General features: G+C 63.9%; 14 protein-coding genes and 3 tRNA genes. 15 read left to right on the top strand and 2 right to left on the bottom strand.

All coding sequences use genetic code 11. The features are described 5' to 3' along the window. The first annotated feature begins 13 nt into the window (after positions 1-13). From Uis1B_RS00625 to Uis1B_RS00635, 3 genes are all read left to right on the top strand, one after another. Positions 14-4,552, top strand: coding sequence for a transglutaminaseTgpA domain-containing protein (locus Uis1B_RS00625; RefSeq protein WP_165782649.1), 4,539 nt, complete (start codon positions 14-16; stop codon positions 4,550-4,552). A 61-nt stretch (positions 4,553-4,613) separates the two neighbouring features. Next, the gene (locus Uis1B_RS00630) at positions 4,614-5,168 is read left to right on the top strand and encodes a LemA family protein (protein WP_101614567.1); all 555 of its coding nucleotides are present in this window, start codon (positions 4,614-4,616) and stop codon (positions 5,166-5,168) included. A 172-nt stretch (positions 5,169-5,340) separates the two neighbouring features. Further along, entirely contained in the window at positions 5,341-7,359 is a 2,019-nt protein-coding gene (locus tag Uis1B_RS00635) for a DUF2207 domain-containing protein (protein ID WP_165782650.1), read from the top strand. An 86-nt stretch (positions 7,360-7,445) separates the two neighbouring features. Here Uis1B_RS00635 and Uis1B_RS00640 read toward each other — a convergent pair whose 3' ends face one another. Then, positions 7,446-7,961: a hypothetical protein gene (locus Uis1B_RS00640; RefSeq protein ID WP_101614571.1), complete on the bottom strand. Its 516-nt coding sequence runs from the start codon at positions 7,959-7,961 to the stop codon at positions 7,446-7,448. Positions 7,962-8,144: 183 nt separating this feature from the next. On the opposite strand from Uis1B_RS00640, the gene Uis1B_RS00645 reads away from it, so the two are divergent. From Uis1B_RS00645 to dapC, 12 genes are all read left to right on the top strand, one after another. After that, complete coding sequence (locus Uis1B_RS00645; RefSeq protein ID WP_101614574.1) at positions 8,145-9,371, top strand: trans-sulfuration enzyme family protein; 1,227 nt, start codon at positions 8,145-8,147, stop codon at positions 9,369-9,371. Positions 9,372-9,589: 218 nt separating this feature from the next. Next, entirely contained in the window at positions 9,590-10,069 is a 480-nt protein-coding gene (nrdI, locus tag Uis1B_RS00650; RefSeq protein ID WP_101614576.1) for a class Ib ribonucleoside-diphosphate reductase assembly flavoprotein NrdI, read from the top strand. Positions 10,070-10,164: 95 nt separating this feature from the next. Then, positions 10,165-12,375, top strand: a complete 2,211-nt coding sequence (nrdE, locus tag Uis1B_RS00655) for a class 1b ribonucleoside-diphosphate reductase subunit alpha (RefSeq protein WP_101614578.1) — start codon at positions 10,165-10,167, stop codon at positions 12,373-12,375. Positions 12,376-12,826: 451 nt separating this feature from the next. Continuing rightward, positions 12,827-13,819, top strand: coding sequence for a class 1b ribonucleoside-diphosphate reductase subunit beta (gene nrdF / locus Uis1B_RS00660; protein ID WP_101614580.1), 993 nt, complete (start codon positions 12,827-12,829; stop codon positions 13,817-13,819). 123 nt (positions 13,820-13,942) lie between these two features. Continuing rightward, positions 13,943-14,024 (top strand) — tRNA-Tyr (locus tag Uis1B_RS00665). A gap of 1 nt (position 14,025) precedes the next feature. After that, positions 14,026-14,097, top strand: a tRNA-Thr gene (locus Uis1B_RS00670). Positions 14,098-14,102: 5 nt separating this feature from the next. Continuing rightward, positions 14,103-14,176 (top strand) — tRNA-Met (locus Uis1B_RS00675). A 44-nt stretch (positions 14,177-14,220) separates the two neighbouring features. Continuing rightward, positions 14,221-14,391: a 50S ribosomal protein L33 gene (gene rpmG / locus Uis1B_RS00680; RefSeq protein WP_100512644.1), complete on the top strand. Its 171-nt coding sequence runs from the start codon at positions 14,221-14,223 to the stop codon at positions 14,389-14,391. 331 nt (positions 14,392-14,722) lie between these two features. Next, a complete protein-coding gene (locus Uis1B_RS00685) occupies positions 14,723-15,928 on the top strand; it encodes an FAD-binding protein (RefSeq protein ID WP_101614581.1) in 1,206 nt (401 codons plus the stop codon). An 89-nt stretch (positions 15,929-16,017) separates the two neighbouring features. Continuing rightward, complete coding sequence (locus Uis1B_RS00690) at positions 16,018-17,523, top strand: amino acid permease (RefSeq protein ID WP_101614582.1); 1,506 nt, start codon at positions 16,018-16,020, stop codon at positions 17,521-17,523. A gap of 141 nt (positions 17,524-17,664) precedes the next feature. Then, a complete protein-coding gene (gene fdxA, locus Uis1B_RS00695; protein ID WP_101614584.1) occupies positions 17,665-17,988 on the top strand; it encodes a ferredoxin in 324 nt (107 codons plus the stop codon). Positions 17,989-18,203: 215 nt separating this feature from the next. Next, complete coding sequence (dapC, locus tag Uis1B_RS00700) at positions 18,204-19,337, top strand: succinyldiaminopimelate transaminase (protein ID WP_101614586.1); 1,134 nt, start codon at positions 18,204-18,206, stop codon at positions 19,335-19,337. Between the two features lie 144 nt (positions 19,338-19,481). Here the strand turns inward: dapC and Uis1B_RS00705 are convergent, their stop codons facing one another. Continuing rightward, positions 19,482-19,904: an HIT family protein gene (locus Uis1B_RS00705; protein WP_101614589.1), complete on the bottom strand. Its 423-nt coding sequence runs from the start codon at positions 19,902-19,904 to the stop codon at positions 19,482-19,484. Positions 19,905-20,025: the final 121 nt, after the last annotated feature.

A 20,025-nucleotide genomic window follows, 5' to 3' on the forward strand; every position in this document is an offset into this window, starting at 1 on the left:
ACATCGACGGGCGATGCTGCGTCCGACATGCCGGGCCGCGGTGGCGATGCTCGTCGTGGCGGTCTGCCTGTTCTTCGGTCTGGCCGTGGATGCGGCTTCGCTGATGGCGGTGGCCATCGCCGGTGTCGCCGTCCTGCTGTTTTCCTTTGGCGTCGTGCTGGTCCAGCGGCGGCTGGTACGCTCGGCGATCGCCGGTACGGATATCACGGGTGATATCGACGGCACCGATATTGCGGCTCTGCGTCGGCGCTACCGCGAACGAACCGGGGTGGCCGCAGCCTCGCGCGGTTCTCATCGGAATCGTCGGCAGTGGATGGGTTGGCTGTTTCCCGGTCGGCCTGACATCGATGGTCAATGGTCGCAGCTCGACCAGTATGATCATGCGATACGCCGGTTCGTCGGAGAGGCTCCGCAGTCCCGCGGCCTGTACCGACTGGACACCGTATCCGTACGGTGGATCGGCATGTTCGGATTATGGGCGAATCGCGTCGTGATCCCCTTGGACAAGGAGGTGTGGCGTCTTGCCGACGTCGATTCGGCGGATGGCCGTGCGATTCCCGTCGGATCACGGACGATGGGTGGCGCGGAGCGTATGGATGCGGCCAGCGTGCGCGCGTATGCGGCCGGCGATCCGTGGCGGATGATCGCGTGGCGACAGTCGGCCCACCGTGGGGAGCTGATGACCCGTGACGGTGGACGGCCCACGCCGGCCGATACCCTGATCGTCTTCGATACGTGGCCGCGCTCAGCCTCTCCGGCCAGGTCGGTTGATCAACACAGGTCGGTTGATCCGGTGGCGGATGACGATCCGCTTGCCGCATGCGTGGCCTCGGTCATGCGGCAGTGCGAATCCATCCGTGCCTCAGGCGGCAGGGTGACGGTGACGGATGGTGTGCACGACTACGACGACATCGACGGTATCGCCCGGTTCCTCGCCGCGGTCCGACCGGAGGAGCCGACGAAGCGGGCGGAGCCGGACACGGACGTGGTCGGTCTCCGGGAACGGGCCGATCACATCGTCGAACGGCTCGCGGCGCTCGGACCGCAGTCCACGGCGATCCTGTTCACGCCATACGAATCCATGTCATACGAATCCACGTCGGCCGGCAATACTACGGCCGACGGCAATACCACGGCCGGTGATGGGGATGCGGCCGGTGTCGCGGCCATACCGGCCGGTGCCACGGTTGGTATGTCATTGGAAGCCATGCTGTGCGGCATGCTGCCGGACGGGCGTCTGATCATCGCCCGTCGCCGTAATCGCCCGGATCCCAAGGATTCCGCGGGTTCTACGGATTCCGCATTGCATCCTGCGCCCGCATCGCGATCGGCCGCCTCCGTGGCATCCGTTCCTACCGTCATCCCTTCCGTGGCCTCCGCGCTGGCCATTGCCGGTTCGCTCGACGTCGCCGTATGGCAGACGACGTCGCTGTTCTCCTCCGGCTGGTGGACCTGGTTCGCCTATGCACTGTTCACCGTGATCGGCATCGAATCGTCGATTCCCTCTGCGCGACGCCGAACCCGCATGCTGCGATGCCTGATCGTCTCCCTCGTCGCCGCCGCGACCGGTCTCCTCGTCATGATGATGCGCGTGCGGAGCCTCACCGTCCCAGCCGCCGAGTCCGTCCCGTCCGCCGCGTCCGCAGGACAGCAGGATGGCGGCGCGATCACCGGGGCCGCCACGGCGCCTCTTGCCGCCGTCCGTGATGCCCTCGAACGAGGGGCAACGGAAATCTACGAGCAATACGTGCCGATCGTCATCAGCACCCGCGCCGATGCTCTCATCATCCTTGTCGTCGCCGGTCTGGCGGTGATACTGCGCCTGATGCTCGCCGTCCGGTCGCTGTGGCCGATCTGCGGTCTGCTGCCGCTCGTCGTGATGGCGGTGAACTACGCGTGGCTCGGCACGGATGCGCCGACGATGCTGATCTCGGCATGCGCGGGCCTGACGATCCTGCTGCTCTGGTCGTCGCACGGCCATCGGCTCCCGGCGCCCGTGCCGATGCTCGCTTCGGTGCTGGTCGCCGCGCTCGTGGCGACGCTCACCCCTCCCGCCGTCGTCATGGCGCAGCGCGTGGACATTCCGCTCGGCGATTCCTCCGGCCTGTTCTCGAACAGCGCCATCAATCCGATGGTCGATCTCAGGCGCGGCATCAACCAGACGTCCGCCACCACCGCGTTCTCGTATACGGCCGATCAACGTCTCTACTTCCGTCTCGCCACGCTCGACGACTTCGACGGCGACACCTGGTCGTTCTCCGAACGGCTGAGCGATGGCGGCGGATTCTACGGTGGTTCCACCGTGAACGATGCGAACGACGGCCGCCGCGGATCGGTCGAAATGCGCGACTACTCCGCGTTCTTCACTGCGCAGACCCCCATCGACGCCTATCTCGACATGCTGGACGGCACAGGTGCGTCCGATGGCTCCGCCGGCCAGCCGTCCGTCGCAGTCAATGCCACGGTGACCATCGACGCCCTGCGCTCGCGATTCCTGCCCGTACCCTCCGGCGCCATGGACGCCGACGGCACGGGAGCGGGGTGGCGTCGGGGCGGTGACGCCGCCATCTACTCCGCCTCCGGTGGCACCGAAAGCGGCATGACCTACACCGCCGAAGGCCGGTATCTGGCGCCGATCGCATCGACCGGTGACTTCCGGCGCATCACCGCGCTGACGAATCTGAGGAACCGTGCCGAAGCCGCGCGTCAACGTCAGATCATGCGGGTCCGCGTCGTCAGCGACCGGGCCGGTGACGAGGCCGACCGGTCCGTTGATGGGGCCGACCGGCTGGTCGATGAGACCGGCACGACCATCGGCACGTTCACGCAGCAAGGTCTGAAACTCACCGCCGAATTCATCGCCGGACACCGCATCAATGACAAACGGATGATCCTGGCCACGCCGATCACCGACGATACATCGGCAGAAAACACCGACGGTTCGCGGTCAAACGATTCGCAATCCGGCGATATTGCGGACTCCGATACGCAAGGCCAACGTTCCGGCCGATCCTACGTCCGCTCCTACATGCTGGATCTCGATCCGCCGTCGTGGATGGTCAACCGCATGGTCGGCTCGGTCGCGAAGGAATACCTCGACCAACTGCCGCGGGACATCTACATCTTCATCACCGCCGAAGGGTGGGGCACCGACGGCTCCTCGTATCAGGATCCATACGACCTCTCCATGAGAGCGCCGAACGGCTACGACGAGCTGCCGGCTCATCTGCCGAAGCAGATCACCGCGGTCGTCGAGGATGCGAAGAGTCAGGGCGTTCAGACTCTCGGTCGCACCGCCGCCGAGCAGATCGCCGCCATGCGCTATCTGGTGAACTACTTCACTACCAACGGATTCTCCTACTCCCTCGACGCCCCGGACGGTTCCGGCCGCAGCAACATGGAGGTAATCGGCGATTTCCTCGACCGCAAAACCGGATACTGCGCGCATTACGCGTCCGCGTTGGCGGTGCTCGGCCGAGCCATGGGCGTGAAGACGCGCATGGTGCTCGGCTATGCTCCCGGCAGCGGTGACAATGGTTCGGACGGATCGAGCGGTTCGTACGCCGTGGCGAGCAACCAGCTGCACAGCTGGGTGGAGGCGTACATCGACGGTCTTGGATGGATGCCGTTCGACGTGACGCCCGCCGCCGATGACACTACGGCTGATGCCTCCTCCGCCGGCGATGTCGCGGCTGATGCCGCTGCCGGCAGCACGAGCGCCGGTGATGCGGCCGCTTCGCCAACGACCTCCTCCGGCGGCCCGTCATCCGATTCGACCGAAGATTCGCGTTCCGGAGTTGCCGGTACCGCCGACCCGTCCGGCGAGGCGACGCCGTCCAGTGATGGCAACGATTCAGCGGATACGTCGGATGACAACGCTTCGACCGCGCCGGATGGGTCGACGGGCATCTGGCCCATCGCATACGCCTGGCCCACCGCATACGGCTGGCGGGCGCTGGCCGCGGCGGCGACGCTGGCGGTGATCACCATCGTACTGACCGCGGGACTATGGGTGCGACGGCATCGACGCGCCCGCCGATACCGGCTTATCCGCCGTGGGGGCGGTGATTCGTGGCGTCCGGCATGGCGGGAGATGACCGATGCTGCATGGGACTGCGGCATCCGATGGTCTTCCGGTGCCACCGATCGTGAGATCGCGGCGCTGATCGAGAAAAGAATCGACGGCGAGAAAAGAATCGACGGCGAGAACGGTAGGGGAGTTGACGGTTCCGATGATGCCGTCCGATTGTGCGGCATCGTCGACCGATGCGCCGAGCGCGCCGTCGAATCGGCGTTCTCCCGGCCTGATGGCGGTGTGCATGAAAGCGGTCGCGGTCGGCATGAAAGTGGCGTCAGCCAGAACTGCGGTGGTGAGCGGATCATCGCCGACGTCGAAGCGGTCCGCCAGTCGCTGCGCACGACGTATCGGCATAGATACGGGGGTGTGGCCGGCGTGCTTCGTCGTGTCGGGACGGCGTTGCTGCCCCCGTCCGTGGTGCGGAGCGTCATACCGCCGCGCGTGCCGTCGGAGCGTCGTAGGAACCGGCCATAATGGAATCGGTACGCGGCTGTTCGCCAGGCGGAACCCGCCGTCGATTCGAAGGAGAACCCTCATGAACCTCACCGTCGTCATACTCGTCGTCATCGTCGCCATTGTGCTGATCTGGGCGGTGATGACCTACAACGCTCTGGTTTCGCTGCGCAACAAGGTCGACAACGGCTGGTCGCAGATCGACGTGCAGCTCAAGCGCCGTGCCGATCTGATTCCGAATCTGGTGGAGACGGTGAAGGGATACGCCTCCCACGAGTCGCAGACGTTCCAGGCGGTGACCGAAGCCCGTGCCCGTGCCGCCGCAGCCACCACCACGGCCGAGCGCGCGGCCGCCGAACAGCAGGTGGGGCAGGCGCTGATGAATCTGCTGGCCACGGCCGAAGCCTACCCGCAGCTGCAGGCGAATCAGAACTTCATCGATCTTCAGGGGCAGCTTAGGGAGCTGGAGGAGAAGATCGCCTACGCGCGGCAGTTCTTCAACGACATCGTGCTCAAGTACAACACGAAGATCCAGACCGTGCCGAGCAACATCGTGGCCGGCATGTTCCATTTCACCGAACGCGAGTTTTTCAAGGTCGAGGAGTCCGACAGGGCCGTGCCGCAGGTTCGGTTCTGACCGTGAACGCTGGCTGCATACCGGTTCCGGCCATGCGCCGGTCACGGCCGCGAACGCCGGGCCTCGGATGGTCGGCGTTTTCCGGATGACCGGCGTTTCCGGAAGATCAGCAGAGGGGATTGCGATGAATGATCGAAGAAGTTTCATAAACGGGAAGCGGGCGGATCGCATCGTGCACGGCAGGATGATACGAGCCGGCCGTGCGGTTCGCGTCCTACGCGGCATGATCGCCGTGCTGCTGGCCATGGCCGGGCTGCTGGCGTTCGCCGGCTGCGGCGTGCGCGGCTCCGACGAGCCGATGACGCTGAACGCGCTCACCTACGACGTGAAGGTCCAGTCCAATGGTGACCTGCGCATCAGCGAAACATGGGACGTGAATTTCGAATCCCGCGAAAACGACGACGGCAGCGCGCGGCCGTGGCATCAGCTGTACCGCACATTCCAATCCAAGCCGACGGCGTACGACGGCATCAAGAACGTCACGGTGACCGACCTTGATTCCGGTCGTCAGTTCCGGCGGGTCGATCTGCCCGACCCGCAGGGCGTGGACGACAGCCAGTACGCCGCGCTCGCCGGCAGCTGGTATCTCACCGATACGGGGGAGGGACTGGAGCTCGGATGGAACATCGATCCCGTGGACAGCGGCACGGCCCGGTTCCGCATCTCCTACACCGCGGTCAATGCGATCACAGGGCTTTCGGACGCCGCCGAATTCAACTGGCAGTTCCTCGACCAGTCCAACGGCGTGTATGCGAAGACGGTGACCGGCACGATTTCGTGGCCCGATTCGGCATCCCACTCCACGGTGAGGGCATGGCTGCACTACGAGGGCGCCACGTCGAACCTTGCCATCGCCAACACCGGCGCGGCGACCTTCACGATCGACGAACTGCCGTCGCAGACGCCGGTGGAGGTGCACGCTCTCTTCCCGAAGGCGCTGGCGGCCCAGGCCAAACGGCACGCCGACCGCACATCGGACGACGTGAAGGCTAGCGAGCGGCGGATGGCCGAGGAATGGCAGGCGAAGCAGGAGGCCCGACATCGCAGGACGATCATGCTGTGCGTGGCGAGCGCGGTGCTGTTCGTCGCCATGCTGGTCTGGAACGTCTGGGCGATCCGTCATTCGCGCCGGCTCAACCGTCCGAAGGGCGACATGCCGTATTGGCGGGACGATCCCGGCGTGTCCCCGGCCGTGGCGGCGAAGATCGACGAGCTTGCCGGTTCCGGACGGCGGGTGTATCGCAACGGGCTTTCGGCCACCATGCTGTCGCTGGCCCATAAGCGGCGGATCGGTCTGACCGTGCAGCCGACATCGCGAAAGGGAAAGTCGGACGTGCAGGTAACCATGCGCGATGATGCCGCCACGGCTGCGGGACGCCAGCCTCTGACCGCGACGGAGGAGGCGCTGCTCGCCATACTGCGGCGGGCCGGCACGCGGCATGGCGGCTCCTTCACGATGACGGAACTGCGCAAGACGGTCAAGGACGACCCCGAAAGCTTCAACCGGCTGTTCCGGGCCTACGACAATCAGCTCGCCATGGAATTCGGCGGAACGCTCACCTACACCACACCCCGGTATTCGATGGTGCCGATGCTGGTGACGGTCATCATCGGCATACTGTCCATGGTCGGATTCGTCATACTCGACTGGCCGTTGCTCGGCGTTCCCGTGACGGTGGCCTCCGCCATCCTCGCCATCATCACCCCGATGATGGCGGAATCGGAACTGCTCACCCCGGAGGGCCTCGCGGTGGCCGAACGCGTGGAGGGACTGAAACGCTACATGCTCGACTTCTCGGACTTCTCCAAACGAGGGGTGCCCGACCTGTCGATGTGGGACTTCTACATGGTGTATGCGACGGCGCTCGGCATCAGCGAGACGGTGTCCAGGCAGCTGCGCGACCTCTACCCGCAGCTGGCCGACGACACGTACATGCAGGACACCTGGGATTCCAGTCCGGTGATGTACGCGATGTTCTACGGGTCCATGGCCGATGGGCCGGCCGATTCGTCATCCACGGCGCTTGATTCGATGGATCTGGGAACGATGCTCTCCGACAATCTCTACGACGTGCAGAATGCGCTGTCTTCGGCGATGAGCGGATCGTCCGACTCCGGATCGGGGTTCGGCGGAGGCGGCTTCGGCGGGTTCTCCGACGGCGGAGGCGGCGGAGGCATGGGCGGCCGGTGACGATGCCGAATATGCGAACGCCCCGTACCTGGTCATCCCGGTACGGGGCGTTCGCATGGGTATGTTGCTGGTATCGGTATGCGGCTTTACTTGCGCTTGGCGGCCTTGGCTCGCTTGCGACGCTCGCGCTCGATCGCACGCCGCCGCGCCTCCTGCTGAGCCTCGCGCTGCGCCGTGATCCGCTTGGTCAGCTTCGCCTCGGCGCGCTCCTCGGCGGCCTGCTGCGCGGCGGCCACGTTCTCGGCGTTCACCAACCGAGACTCCACGATCACACCGATGATCGTGATGATCCACCCCACGCGGAACACCCACAATGCGGGGAACGACGGCACCAGCAGATACAGCGTCACGCCGATCACCGCCGAAACCAGCAGCATGGCCACCAGCGTCACGATGATCACCTTGCCCACGGTCAGACGGTTCTCCTCATCGGCGCCGACGACGAACAGCGCGATCACCACCGCCACCAGCCACGGCAGCACATACGCATACATGGCCACCACCGGATCGGAGGAGAACATCGGCACGATCCGGCTGGCCGCTATCGCGACGATGAAGAAGCCGGTCATGATCCAAATCGTCTTCCTGTAGATTCCAAGCACGATATCCTCCTCGATACTGGGGCGAACAACCCGATTGCGATCCGGCCGCGACCGCAGCCCGGCGCAAACCGACACAGACTATTGAAGATTCTATCTATGACAAGTTGGAAAACCCCGATATTCCAACGTTTGCCCTGATTTGCCTCCGATGCGGGGAACAGTGTTCCGTGGCACGCTTGAATCATGACATCAGACCTCACGCATCAGGGCCTCTCGTTCGACGACACGCCCCTCGGATTCAACACGCTCTCCATCCACCTCGGCAACGGAGTGGACGCCGAAACCGGCGCCATCCGACGACCGATCACCCTCGCCAACGCCTACGCGCTGCCCTACGACCCCTCCGACATCAACTGGTCCAGCTCCGACGTGAACCTCTACACGCGCAACGGACACCCCAACCAGCGGTATCTCGAAGCCAAACTCGCCAGACTCGAAGGCGCCGAGGACGCCGTCGTGCTCGCCTCCGGCGTGGCCGCGCTCGCCGCCACCTTCACCACGTTCCTCAACCGCGGCGACCATGCGATCTTCTCCGACACCACCTACATCGCCGCATACCGGCTGCTCAACCAGATCCTCCCCGAGAAATACGGCATCGAAACCTCGATCGTCGACACCTTCGATCCCGCGAACGTGGCCGCCGCGCTGAAGCCCAACACCAAGCTGGTGCACATCGAAACCCCGGCCAACCCCACGCTCAAGGTCTCCGACATCGCCGCCATCGCGCGACTGGCCCACGACCACAATGCCGACACGCTGGTCAGCGTGGACAACACCTTCAACACACCGTTCAACGTGCGTCCGCTCGACCTCGGCGCCGACATCGTCATCGAATCGCTCACCAAATACATCAACGGCCACGGCGACGCGCTCGGCGGTGCGATCGCCACCACCAAGGCCCGCACCAATGAGATCCGCTTCACCGCGCAGGTGAACTACGGCGGCATCATCAGCCCGTTCAACGCCTGGCTCATCAACCGAGGATCGGTCACCCTGCCGCTTCGCATGCGGCAGCACAACGCCTCCGCGCTCGCCATCGCCAGGCACCTCGAATCATTGCCGCAGGTGCGCTTCGTCTCATACCCCGGGCTGGAAACCCATCCGCATCACGACGTGGCCGTCTCCCAGCTGGCGCGCAAGGATTCCGGATTCGGCGGCGTGCTCGCCTTCGGACTCAACGCCGACCACGACGGGCACAACCGGTTCGTCTCCAAGCTCAACGTGATCACCTCCGCCGTTTCGCTCGGCCACGACGAAAGCCTGATCGTGTTCCTCGGCGAGGACGACGAACGTCAGTATCTGTATCCGGAGGCGTTCCACCGCGGATTCTTCCGTCTCGCCGTCGGTCTCGAAGACACCGACGATCTGATCCGCGACATCGACCACGCCTTGGCGGAAGCCGGCATCTGACCGTCCGGCGGATCGGCGTCGTTTCGTGGACGAGACGTCGCCGATCCATTGCCGACACGTCGACAAAATGTGAGATATCCCACGAAAAACCCTATATCTAGTGTTTGCTTGCCATTGACGTGCCATATATAGTGATGTCTCGGAAATTTTGAATCCAAGCGTGATGTCGAAACGCGACCGGAACGCGACTTGGACCGATGCGTCACCACGGGGGAGTCATGGCCACACCACACGATGCGAGCGCGCCGCAGCACGTCGCCGAAGGCGATGCGATCGGCGCGCTCGTGTATTTCTCCTCGGCCTCCGAGAACACGGCGCGATTCGTGGAGGACTGCCGGCTGCCCGAACTGGGCATCAACGTCTACCGGCTGCCGTTGCGCGCCGCCGAACCGGCGCTGAACGTCCGCGAACCCTACGTGCTCATGGTGCCCACCTACGGTGGCGGCAGCATCGCCAAGGCCGTGCCCGTGCAGGTCAAACGGTTCCTCAACGATCCCGACAACCGGGCGTTCATCCGCGGCGTCATCGCCTCCGGCAACACCAACTTCGGCGAGGCGTACGCCGTGGCCGGCGACGTGATCGCCTCGAAATGCCAGGTGCCCTTCCTCTACCGGTTCGAACTCATGGGCACCATGGGAGACCGGGACCGAGTGCGCGACGGCCTCGTCGAATTCTTCACGCACGGCGCCGGCCGCTGACCGGCGGTCCAGACGGTTCGATCATTCGAACAGCACCCGATCGTTCATCCCCTCATCGTCCGACTATTCCATCAACCACGAAAGCGAGCACACCCATGGTCGATCTGAGCGCCACCGCACTGAACCTGGACAACACCGGCGAAGGGCTTCTCTCCTACGATCCCGCCCACGACTGGCACGCCCTCAACGCCATGCTCAACCTGCACGACGATGAAGGGCGCATCCCATTCGACAGGGATCACGACGCCGTGCGCGAATACCTCAACGGCCATGTGGCGGCCAGCACCATGACCTTCGGCTCCACGGCCGAGCGGCTGCGCTATCTCATCGACAACCACTACTACAACGGCGACGTCTTCGCGCAGTACACCCCCGAGTTCCTCGACCGCATCCACGCTCACGCCGACGCCCTCGGCTTCGAATTCGGCACCTTCCTCGGCGCGTTCAAGTTCTACACCTCATACGCCCTCAAGACCTTCGACGGCAAACGCTACCTCGAGAACTTCCAGCAGCGGGCCGTCGCCGTGGCGCTCGAACTCGCCGCCGGCGACGAAAGCCGAGCCATCGAATACGCCGACGCCATCATCTCCGGCCGATTCCAGCCCGCCACCCCCACCTTCCTCAACCTCGGCAAGGCCCAGCGCGGCGAGGCGGTGAGCTGCTTCCTCCTGCGCATCGAAGACAACATGGAATCCATCTCCCGCGGCATCAACGCGGCACTGCAGCTGAGCAAGCGCGGCGGCGGCGTCGCCCTGCTGCTGAGCAACCTGCGCGAACTCGGCGCGCCCATCAAGCACATCGAAAACCAGTCCTCCGGCGTCGTGCCGGTGATGAAACTGCTCGAAGACAGCTTCTCCTACGCCAACCAGCTCGGCGCGCGCCAAGGCGCGGGCGCCGTTTATCTTTCCGCCCACCATCCCGACATCATGCGCTTCCTCGACACCAAGCGCGAAAACGCCGACGAGAAGATCCGCATCAAATCGCTCTCCCTCGGCGTGGTGATCCCCGACGTCACCTTCCGGCTCGCCAAGACCAAGGCGCCCATGGCGCTGTTCAGCCCCTACGACGTCGAACGCGTCTACGGCAAGCCCTTCGCCGACATCCCGATCAGCGAGCACTACGACGAAATGGTGGCCGACGACCGCATCCGCAAGACCTACATCGACGCGCGAGAATTCTTCATGACCCTCGCCGAAATCCAATTCGAATCCGGCTACCCCTACATCGTCTTCGAAGACACCGTCAACCGCGCCAACCCCATCGACGGCCGCATCGCCATGAGCAACCTGTGCTCCGAAATCCTCCAGGTCCAGGAACCCAGCACCTACAACGCCGACCTCTCCTACGCCCACGTCGGCCGCGACGTCTCCTGCAACCTCGGCTCCCTCAACATCGCCAAGGCCATCGACGGCAGCGACGGCCACGGTCTCGCGGAAACCGTCGAAACCGCCGTCCGCGCCCTCACCGCCGTCGCCGACCGCACCTCCATCGACTCCGTCCCCTCCATCCGTCGCGCCAACGACGAAGGCCACGCCATCGGCCTCGGCCAGATGAACCTCCATGGCTTCCTCGCCCGCGAGCACATCCAGTACGGCTCCGACGAAGCCCTCGACTTCACCGACATCTACTTCATGACCGTCGCCTACCACGCCTACCGGGCCTCCCACCTCCTCGCCGTCGAACACGGCCGCCCCTTCGTCGGATTCGAGCGCTCCGCTTACGCCAGGCCCGCCGGATCCGGCAACTACTTCGACAAGTACACCGACGGCTCCCGCTCCCTCGAACCCGCGACCGAGCGCGTCCGCGACCTCTTCGCCCGCTTCGGCATCACCGTCCCCACCCGCGACGAGTGGACCGCCCTCGCCGACGCCATCCGCGCCGACGGCATCTACAACCAGAACCTTCAGGCCGTCCCGCCCACCGGATCCATCTCCTACATCAACCACTCCACCTCCTCCATCCATCCCATCGCCTCCCGCATCGAAATCCGCAAGGAAGGTCGCACCGGCCGCGTCTACTATCCGGCCGCCTACATGACCAACGACAACATCGCCTACTATCGCGACGCCTACGAAATCGGCTGGAAGCCCATCATCGACACCTACGCGGCCGCCACCCCCCACGTCGACCAGGGACTCTCCCTCACCCTCTTCTTCCCCGACACCGCCACCACCCGTGACATCAACAAAGCCCAGATCTACGCCTGGAGCAAAGGCATCAAAACCCTCTACTACATCCGCATCCGTCAGGAAGCACTCGAAGGAACGGAGGTGGATGGGACCTGCACCTACGCCTGCGTCCTATGAGCCCCGAATGAAAACCGCAGGATGGAGCGTCATGCGCACGGCCGGGGATTCGACGTACCTTCGTACGCCTTCATCCCCTGCCGCACACATGCCGCACGCATCCTGCGGTTTTCATGAGAGCGTCGCCGGCGTTGCGGCAGGCTCGACGCACCTTCGGGTGCGCTTGGCTTCCCCGGGATCGGGGGAGCTGGCCGCCGGAGGCGGACTGAGGAGGTCGACCGAACGAAGCCGGCCTCACAACTCGCGTCGCGGGCGTCGAAAACGGCCGATTCGCCACCGAAAAACACGAGTTGTGAGGCCGCCCATACGCACGCATCCAAAACACCAACCGCAAAAGGAGCTCCAAACCCAATGTCCAGATTCGTATACCGCATGATCCTGCGTCTCACGGCGCCCGAGGAATTCACCATCGCGGCCACCCCGGCCGCCGCAATCGAACAGGAGGCCTGACATGGCACCGATTTCCATCCCTCGCAAACCCCTCAAGCTCATCGACCGCGTCACCGCCATCAACTGGAACCGGCTGGAGGACGACAAGGACCTCGAAGTGTGGAACCGCCTCACCGGTAACTTCTGGCTCCCCGAGAAGATCCCCGTCTCCAATGACATCCCCTCCTGGCAGGCCATGAGCGAGGAGGAGCATACGCTCACCATGCGCGTGTTCACCGGACTCACCCTGCTCGACACCATTCAGGGCACCGTCGGTGCGGTCTCGCTGATCCCCGACTCCCTCACCCCGCACGAGGAGGCCGTGTACACCAACATCGCCTTCATGGAATCCGTGCACGCGAAAAGCTATTCGAGCATCTTCTCCACCCTGTGCTCCACCAAGCAGATCGACGCCGCCTTCGCGTGGAGCGAGGAGAACGAATTCCTGCAGAAGAAGGCCGAGATCGTGCTCAACTACTATGAGGGCGACAATCCGCTCAAGCGCAAGGTCGCCTCCACGCTGCTCGAATCGTTCCTGTTCTACTCCGGCTTCTACCTGCCGCTGTACTTCTCCAGCCACGCGCGGCTCACCAACACCGCCGACGTGATCCGCCTCATCATCCGCGACGAGGCCGTGCACGGCTACTACATCGGATACAAGTACCAGAAGGGTCTGGAGCGGGTCTCCGAATCCGAGCGCAGCCACATGTACGACTACACGCACACCCTGCTCGAAGAGCTGTACGTCAACGAGAAGGCCTACACCGACAGCCTGTACTCCGCGGTCGGGCTGGCCGACGACGTGCGGCGCTTCCTGCGCTACAACGCCAACAAGGCCCTGATGAACCTCGGATACCCCGCGATGTTCTCCGCCGAGGAGACCCGCGTGAATCCCGCCATCCTCGCCGCGCTTTCGCCCAACGCCGACGAAAACCACGACTTCTTCTCCGGATCCGGGTCGTCGTACGTCATCGGAAAGGCCGTGGAAACCGACGACGACGATTGGGATTTCTAAGGTTTGCGGCGATCCCGGCATTGCGCGACACGCCGAATGCGCGCCGGTTTGCGCGATCCGGGATTGTGTGATTAGATACTCAAGTTGCCGAAAACGAGACAGCTTCTCGGGTCGGTGATGACTGGCGGATTTCCCAAGCGGTCAAAGGGAGCTGACTGTAAATCAGCCGCTTCGTGCTTCAGTGGTTCGAATCCACTATCCGCCACGCCTCGATAGCTCAGTGGTAGAGCACTTCCTTGGTAAGGAAGAGGTCGTGAGTCCGATTCTCACTCGAGGCTCTCATGGCGGGGTAGCTCAGCTGGTTAGAGCGTACGACTCATAATCGTAAGGTCAAGAGTTCGAGTCTCTTCCTCGCTACAAGACGTCGGACAATTCCGGCGGGCAATCTACTACAGAGGTGAATGATGGCAAAAAGCGCCGATATCCGTCCCGGCATCACGCTGGCCTGCACCGAGTGCAAGGAGCGTAACTACATTACGACCAAGAATCGTCGTAACACTCCTGATCGTCTTGAGCTCAAGAAGTTCTGCGCACGCTGCGGCAAGCAGACCGTGCACCGCGAGACCCGCTGAGTCTCCGCAGAGCATCTGCATAAACGTCAAACCCGACCCATGCGGTCGGGTTTTTTGTTTTTTCCGGTCATCATTGGCAGAAACGTTCATGTACGCCCCGAAAATGGTCTCCTGATGAGCCGTTTTACCAAGTAAGGGAAATCAGGAGACGGGAGGGACGGCATCGGGTGGCCGACCGTAGGCTAGCGGCCGGCTCGCCCGGCCGTGGGGCCGAACGGCCTTGAGTGTGTCGGCCGCCCGGTGCCGTCCCGACCCAGGCGAAGCGCATCGAATCCCGCTCCGATGCGACGCATGCATTGGCGATGCAGTGCATGCAGTATGGTGGGGCCTTATGAGCACTCCGAGTTTTGCAGATCTCACCACCATTGGCGTCGGCGGCCCCATCGCCCGTTTCGTCGAGCCGGATTCCCGCGTGGGCGTGATCGAGGCCGTGACCGATGCGGACGAGAAGGGCCTGCCGCTGTGTGTGATCGGCGGGGGATCGAATCTGCTGGCGTCGGACGAACCGTTCATGGGTGTGGTGGTGCGCGACGCCCGCCGTACCATCTCCGTGCCCGACGAGGTGGCTCCCGTGGAGGGGGAGGATCGTACCGTGCATGTCAATGCGGAGGCGGGTGCCAACTGGGATGATCTCGTCGAGTTCTGCGTGCGTCTCGGCCTTGAGGGCGTGGAGGGGCTTTCCGGCATTCCCGGCACGGTGGGAGCGTCCGTGGTGCAGAACATCGGAGCCTACGGTCAGGAGGTCGGCACCAGCGTCGACACCGTGGAGGTGTGGGATCGCAGGACCCTGAAGGTCGAGGAGCTTTCCGCCAGTCAGCTGGGCTTCGGCTACCGCACGTCCGCGTTGAAGACCAGCATGTATGCGGCGCCGGCCACGCCGGCCGACGAGTTCTTCCCCACACCCCGGTACGTGGTGCTGTCGGTCACGTTCGCTTTGCGGCATAGCGCCACCGGTGTGGTGAACTTCCCCCAGCTGGCGAAGGCGCTGAACGTGCAGCTCGGTGATCGGATGGCAACCGCGGTGATCCGTGAAACCGTGCTGAAGGTGCGTGCGTCGAAGGGCATGCTGGAGGATCCGAACCGCTACTACAACGAGTGGATGCGCGATACGAAGAAGCCGGAGAACGTGGAGGCGGCGTTCGGAGGCCTGTACGCGGCCACCGGCTCTCTGGACCGTGACTGGAACCGTCATTCCTGCGGCAGTTTCTTCATGAACCCGCAGCTGACGGTGGAGAAGGCGGCGGCTCTGCCAGACGACGCCCCGAGGTTCGACGTCACGCTGCCCGACGGCACGCCCGGCGTCAAGACGTCCGCCGCCTGGCTGATCGACCACGCGGGATTCCACAAGGGATTCGGCGTGGATGAGAACGCGCCGGCCACGCTCTCCACACTGCACACGCTGGCCCTGACGAACCGCGGCGACGCCACCGCCGAGGATGTGGTCCGGCTCGCCCGCACCGTGCAGAACGGCGTCGAACGGGCCTTCGGCGTGCGGCTGGTGCCGGAACCGGTGTGCGTGGGACTTGATCTGCGGTGATTTCGTATTCGCGTGACCTCATGGACTTGGCATAGTCACATTCATTGTCTATCCTCTTCAAAGGCTGTACCCGATGAGGAGAAGAACCTATGAATCTATTGAGGACCAAGACGGTCGAGCAGACCATCGCCGAGACCGACGAGGCCGACCGCAAACTGAAGCGTAATCTCAAATGGTGGGATCTCGCCATCATGGGTGTGGCCGTCGCCGTGGGTGCGGGCATCTTCTCCGTGGGCGCGCAGGCCGCCGCGTATCACGCCGGCCCGGCCGTGATCCTCAGCTTCATCATCGCCGGCATCGTCTGCGGCGCGGCCGTGATGTGCTATGCGGAGTTCGCGTCGATGATCCCCGTGGCCGGTTCCGCCTACACGTTCACCTACACCACCGTCGGCGAGATCGTCGCATGGATCATCGGCTGGGATCTGATCCTCGAAATGCTGATGGCCGGTTCGGTGATCTCCAAATACTGGGGTGTGTATCTCAATGATTTCTTCCGGCTGATGGGCTGGAATCTCAATACGAACGTCCAGATCGGATCGTTCGTGCTCGACGTGGCGCCGATCATCATCGTCGCGTTCTTCACCACGCTGCTCGTCTTCGGCACCAGGCTCGGCGCCCGAGTGGACGGCGCGATGACCGTGCTGAAGATCGCCATCGTGTTCTTCGTCGTGATCGTCGGATTCTTCTACGTCAAGGCCTCCAACTTCACGCCGTTCATCCCGCCGAGCCAGCCGGCCGACACCGTGCAGACCGCATCCAGCGAGGTCACCGGCATCTGGGCGCAGCCGCTGTGGCAGTGGGCCACCGGCATGACCCCGTCGATCTACGGCATCCCCGGCATCCTGTCCGGCGCGGCCCTCGTGTTCTTCGCGTTCATCGGTTTCGACGTGGTGGCCACCGCCGCCGAGGAGACCGACAATCCGAAAAAGTCCGTGCCGCTGGGCATCGGCATCGGCATGCTGCTGATCATCATCATGTACGTGGCCGTGGCCGTCGTCACCACCGGCATGGTCTCCTACCGGGATCTCGCCAAGGCCGACAGCCCGTCGCTCGCCACCGCGTTCGAACTGGTCGGCGCGAACTGGGCGGCAAAGATCATCAGCTTCGGCATCGTGCTGGGTCTGGCCACCGTGGTCATGGTGCTGCTGCTCGGACTCACCCGCATCGTGTTCGCCATGAGCCGCGACGGTTTGCTGCCCCGAGGCCTGTCGAAGACCGGCGTTCACGGCACGCCGGCCATGCTGCAGATCGTCTGCGGCGTGATCGTGGCTCTCGTCGCCGCGTTCTTCGACATCGGCGTGCTGTCCGACATGGTGAACATCGGCACCCTGTCCGCGTTCACGCTGGTGGCCATCTCCATTCCGATCATGCGCCGCAAGCGCCCCGACCTCAAGCGTTCGTTCACCATGCCCGGCAACCCGTGGGTGCCGATCCTGATCGGTCTGGCGAACCTGTGGCTGATGCTGAACCTCACCGTGCTCACCTGGGCCCGGTTCGTGGTGTGGCTGATCGTCGGCTTCATCATCTACTTCGTCTACGGATACCGGCATTCCCGTCTGGGGTTGAACCAGCTCAAGGGCGACATCGTCGAATAGCCGGAGTCGCGTCGCTGTTGTGGGGGCGGCGTAGACTGACGACCAGTATGCGAAACGCCGCGGGAAGCGGTGGAGGCCCGGTGGCAGGCGGCGGCGCGAGTCGAAGACCCCGCCGGGTGATGATGCAAGGAGGATCGAACTATGCCGTATGTTGTGGCTCAGCCCTGTGTGGACGTGAAGGACAAGGCCTGCGTGGACGAATGCCCGGTGGACTGCATCTACGAAGGTCCGCGCACGCTGTACATCAACCCGAACGAGTGCGTCGACTGCGGCGCCTGCGAGCCGGTCTGCCCCACCGAGGCCATCTTCTACGAGGATGATCTGCCCGAGGAGTGGTCCTGGTACAAGGACGCCGCGGTGGACTTCTTCGCCGCGGTGGGCGATCAGGGCGGGGCCTCCGGCTTCGGTGAGATCGACCACGATCAGGCGCAGGTGGCCGCTCTGCCTCCGCAGAATCAGGGCTGATCGCCGACGTCGGCCGGCATCGGCACGGTATTGGCTGATATCGATCGGCAACGAGACGCGGACTCCCCATCCCGGATATGGGTATGGGGAGTTTTCCGTATGAGGGACGGGACATCGTCCACATGGCACTGTCCGTATAAGAGGTATTTGCCCATATAAGGGGCACTGTCCGTATAGGGGGCACTGCCCATAAAGGGGATCGGAAGGAATCGAACGTGGGATTTGCACCATTCAGCACGCCATACGACTGGTCGCGGCTCGCCGCCGCGAAGAAGACGGCCGCGCGGCATCCGGACGGCATGATCGACCTGTCCATCGGATCGCCGGTCGACGCCGTACCGGATTCGGTGCGACGGGCGCTCGCCGACGCGGCGAACGATCCGAACGCCTACGGGTATCCGGTCACCCGCGGTACCGAGAGTCTGCGGGCCGAGATCGTGGGCTGGTTCCTGCGTGCCCGCGGGGTTGATCTCACGGCATTGCACGCCGGCGTGATTCCGACGCAGGGCTCCAAGGAGGCCGTGTCGCTGATGGCTAGCCTGCTGGGTCTGGGGGAGGGCGACGTGGTGGTTCAGCCGCGCGTGTCGTACCCCACTTATGAGATCGGCACTCAGTTGGCCGGGGCGAGCGCGCTCAAGGTCGATGTGGCGGACTTCGAATCCTGGGTGAACGTGCCGGGTGTGCGGATGATCTGGGTGAATTCGCCGTCGAACCCGACCGGTGAGGTGCTGGACGCCGAGCAGCTGCGCGGGATCGTTGCGGCGGCCAGGCGGATCGGTGCCGTGGTGGTGTCTGATGAATGCTATGCGCTGATGGACTGGCGGGGCGAAGGCGGGAACGGTTGCTCCGCCACGCCGTGCATTTTGTCTCCCGAGGTGTGCGGGGGCTCCGCGAACGGTCTGCTGTGCCTGTATTCGCTGAGCAAGCAGTCGAATATGGCGGGATATCGTACAGCGCTGATCGCCGGGGACGATGATCTGCTGGCTCCCATGCTCAACGTTCGCAAGCAGATCGGTCAGATCATCTCCGGGCCATGTCAGGCCGCGATGGTCGCCGGGCTTCGGGACATGGAAGCGGTGGCGACGCAGCGGAACCGGTATCGTCGGCGTCTGGAGACGCTGGTGCGCGGACTGCGCGCGGCCGGATATGACGCCGCGATGCCGCAGGGTGCGCTGTACGTGTGGGTGAGGTCGAAGTCCGGGGATTGCTGGACTGACATCGACGATCTGGCGAATCTGGGCATCATCGTCAGCCCGGGGGAGTTCTACGGCGACCCGGCGTATCTGCGGGTCTCCTCCACGGCGAGCGACGAAGCCATCCGGACCGCCGCCACGCGACTCGGCGCCTAGTGTCACCAGGCCGGCGTAGCCGACCGGATGAGGTGACGGGCGGAGCTTCCAAGGCATGGTGAGCCTTGGCCTGATGGCCTAGGCCGACGCCCCGCCCATGCGACCGTAATCCGACTATTACGACTAATCCGACTAATCCGACGACTACAGGTTGGCGACGATGGCCTTGGCCATCTCGTCATACTCTTCTTCGGTCAGATGAACGCGATCGGGGTTCATGGCGAAGGTGCCGCCCCATTCGAACTCGTCGTCCCGGTACTTCGGCACCAGATGGAAATGCAGATGGTGTCCGGTGTCGCCGTATGCGCCGTAGTTCACCTTGTCGGGGTGGAAGGTGGCGTGCACGGCCTTGGCCACGCGGTCCACATCGTCGAAGAAGGCGTCGCGGTCCTCCTTGCTCAGTTCCACGATTTCGGAGACATGATGCTTCGAGGCCACGATCACACGGCCCTTATGGCTCTGCTCCTTGAACAATACGACCTTGCTGGCCGGCAGTTCGTAGATCTTGATGCCGAAGGCGTCCAGCGCCGGGCCTTCGTCGCAGTATGCACAAGCTTCGTTGCTCATAGGAGAATCCTTTCTGTAGTGCGTCTTCAACGTATCCCCGTCGGCCGCAGGTCAAACGAATTGTTGCCAGCGTTTGCAGTGTTTATACGCACGTTCTGACGACTTTTCCGAAAGATCGGCA

Source organism: Bifidobacterium margollesii (assembly GCF_002860355.1).
GTDB lineage: Bacteria > Actinomycetota > Actinomycetes > Actinomycetales > Bifidobacteriaceae > Galliscardovia > Galliscardovia margollesii.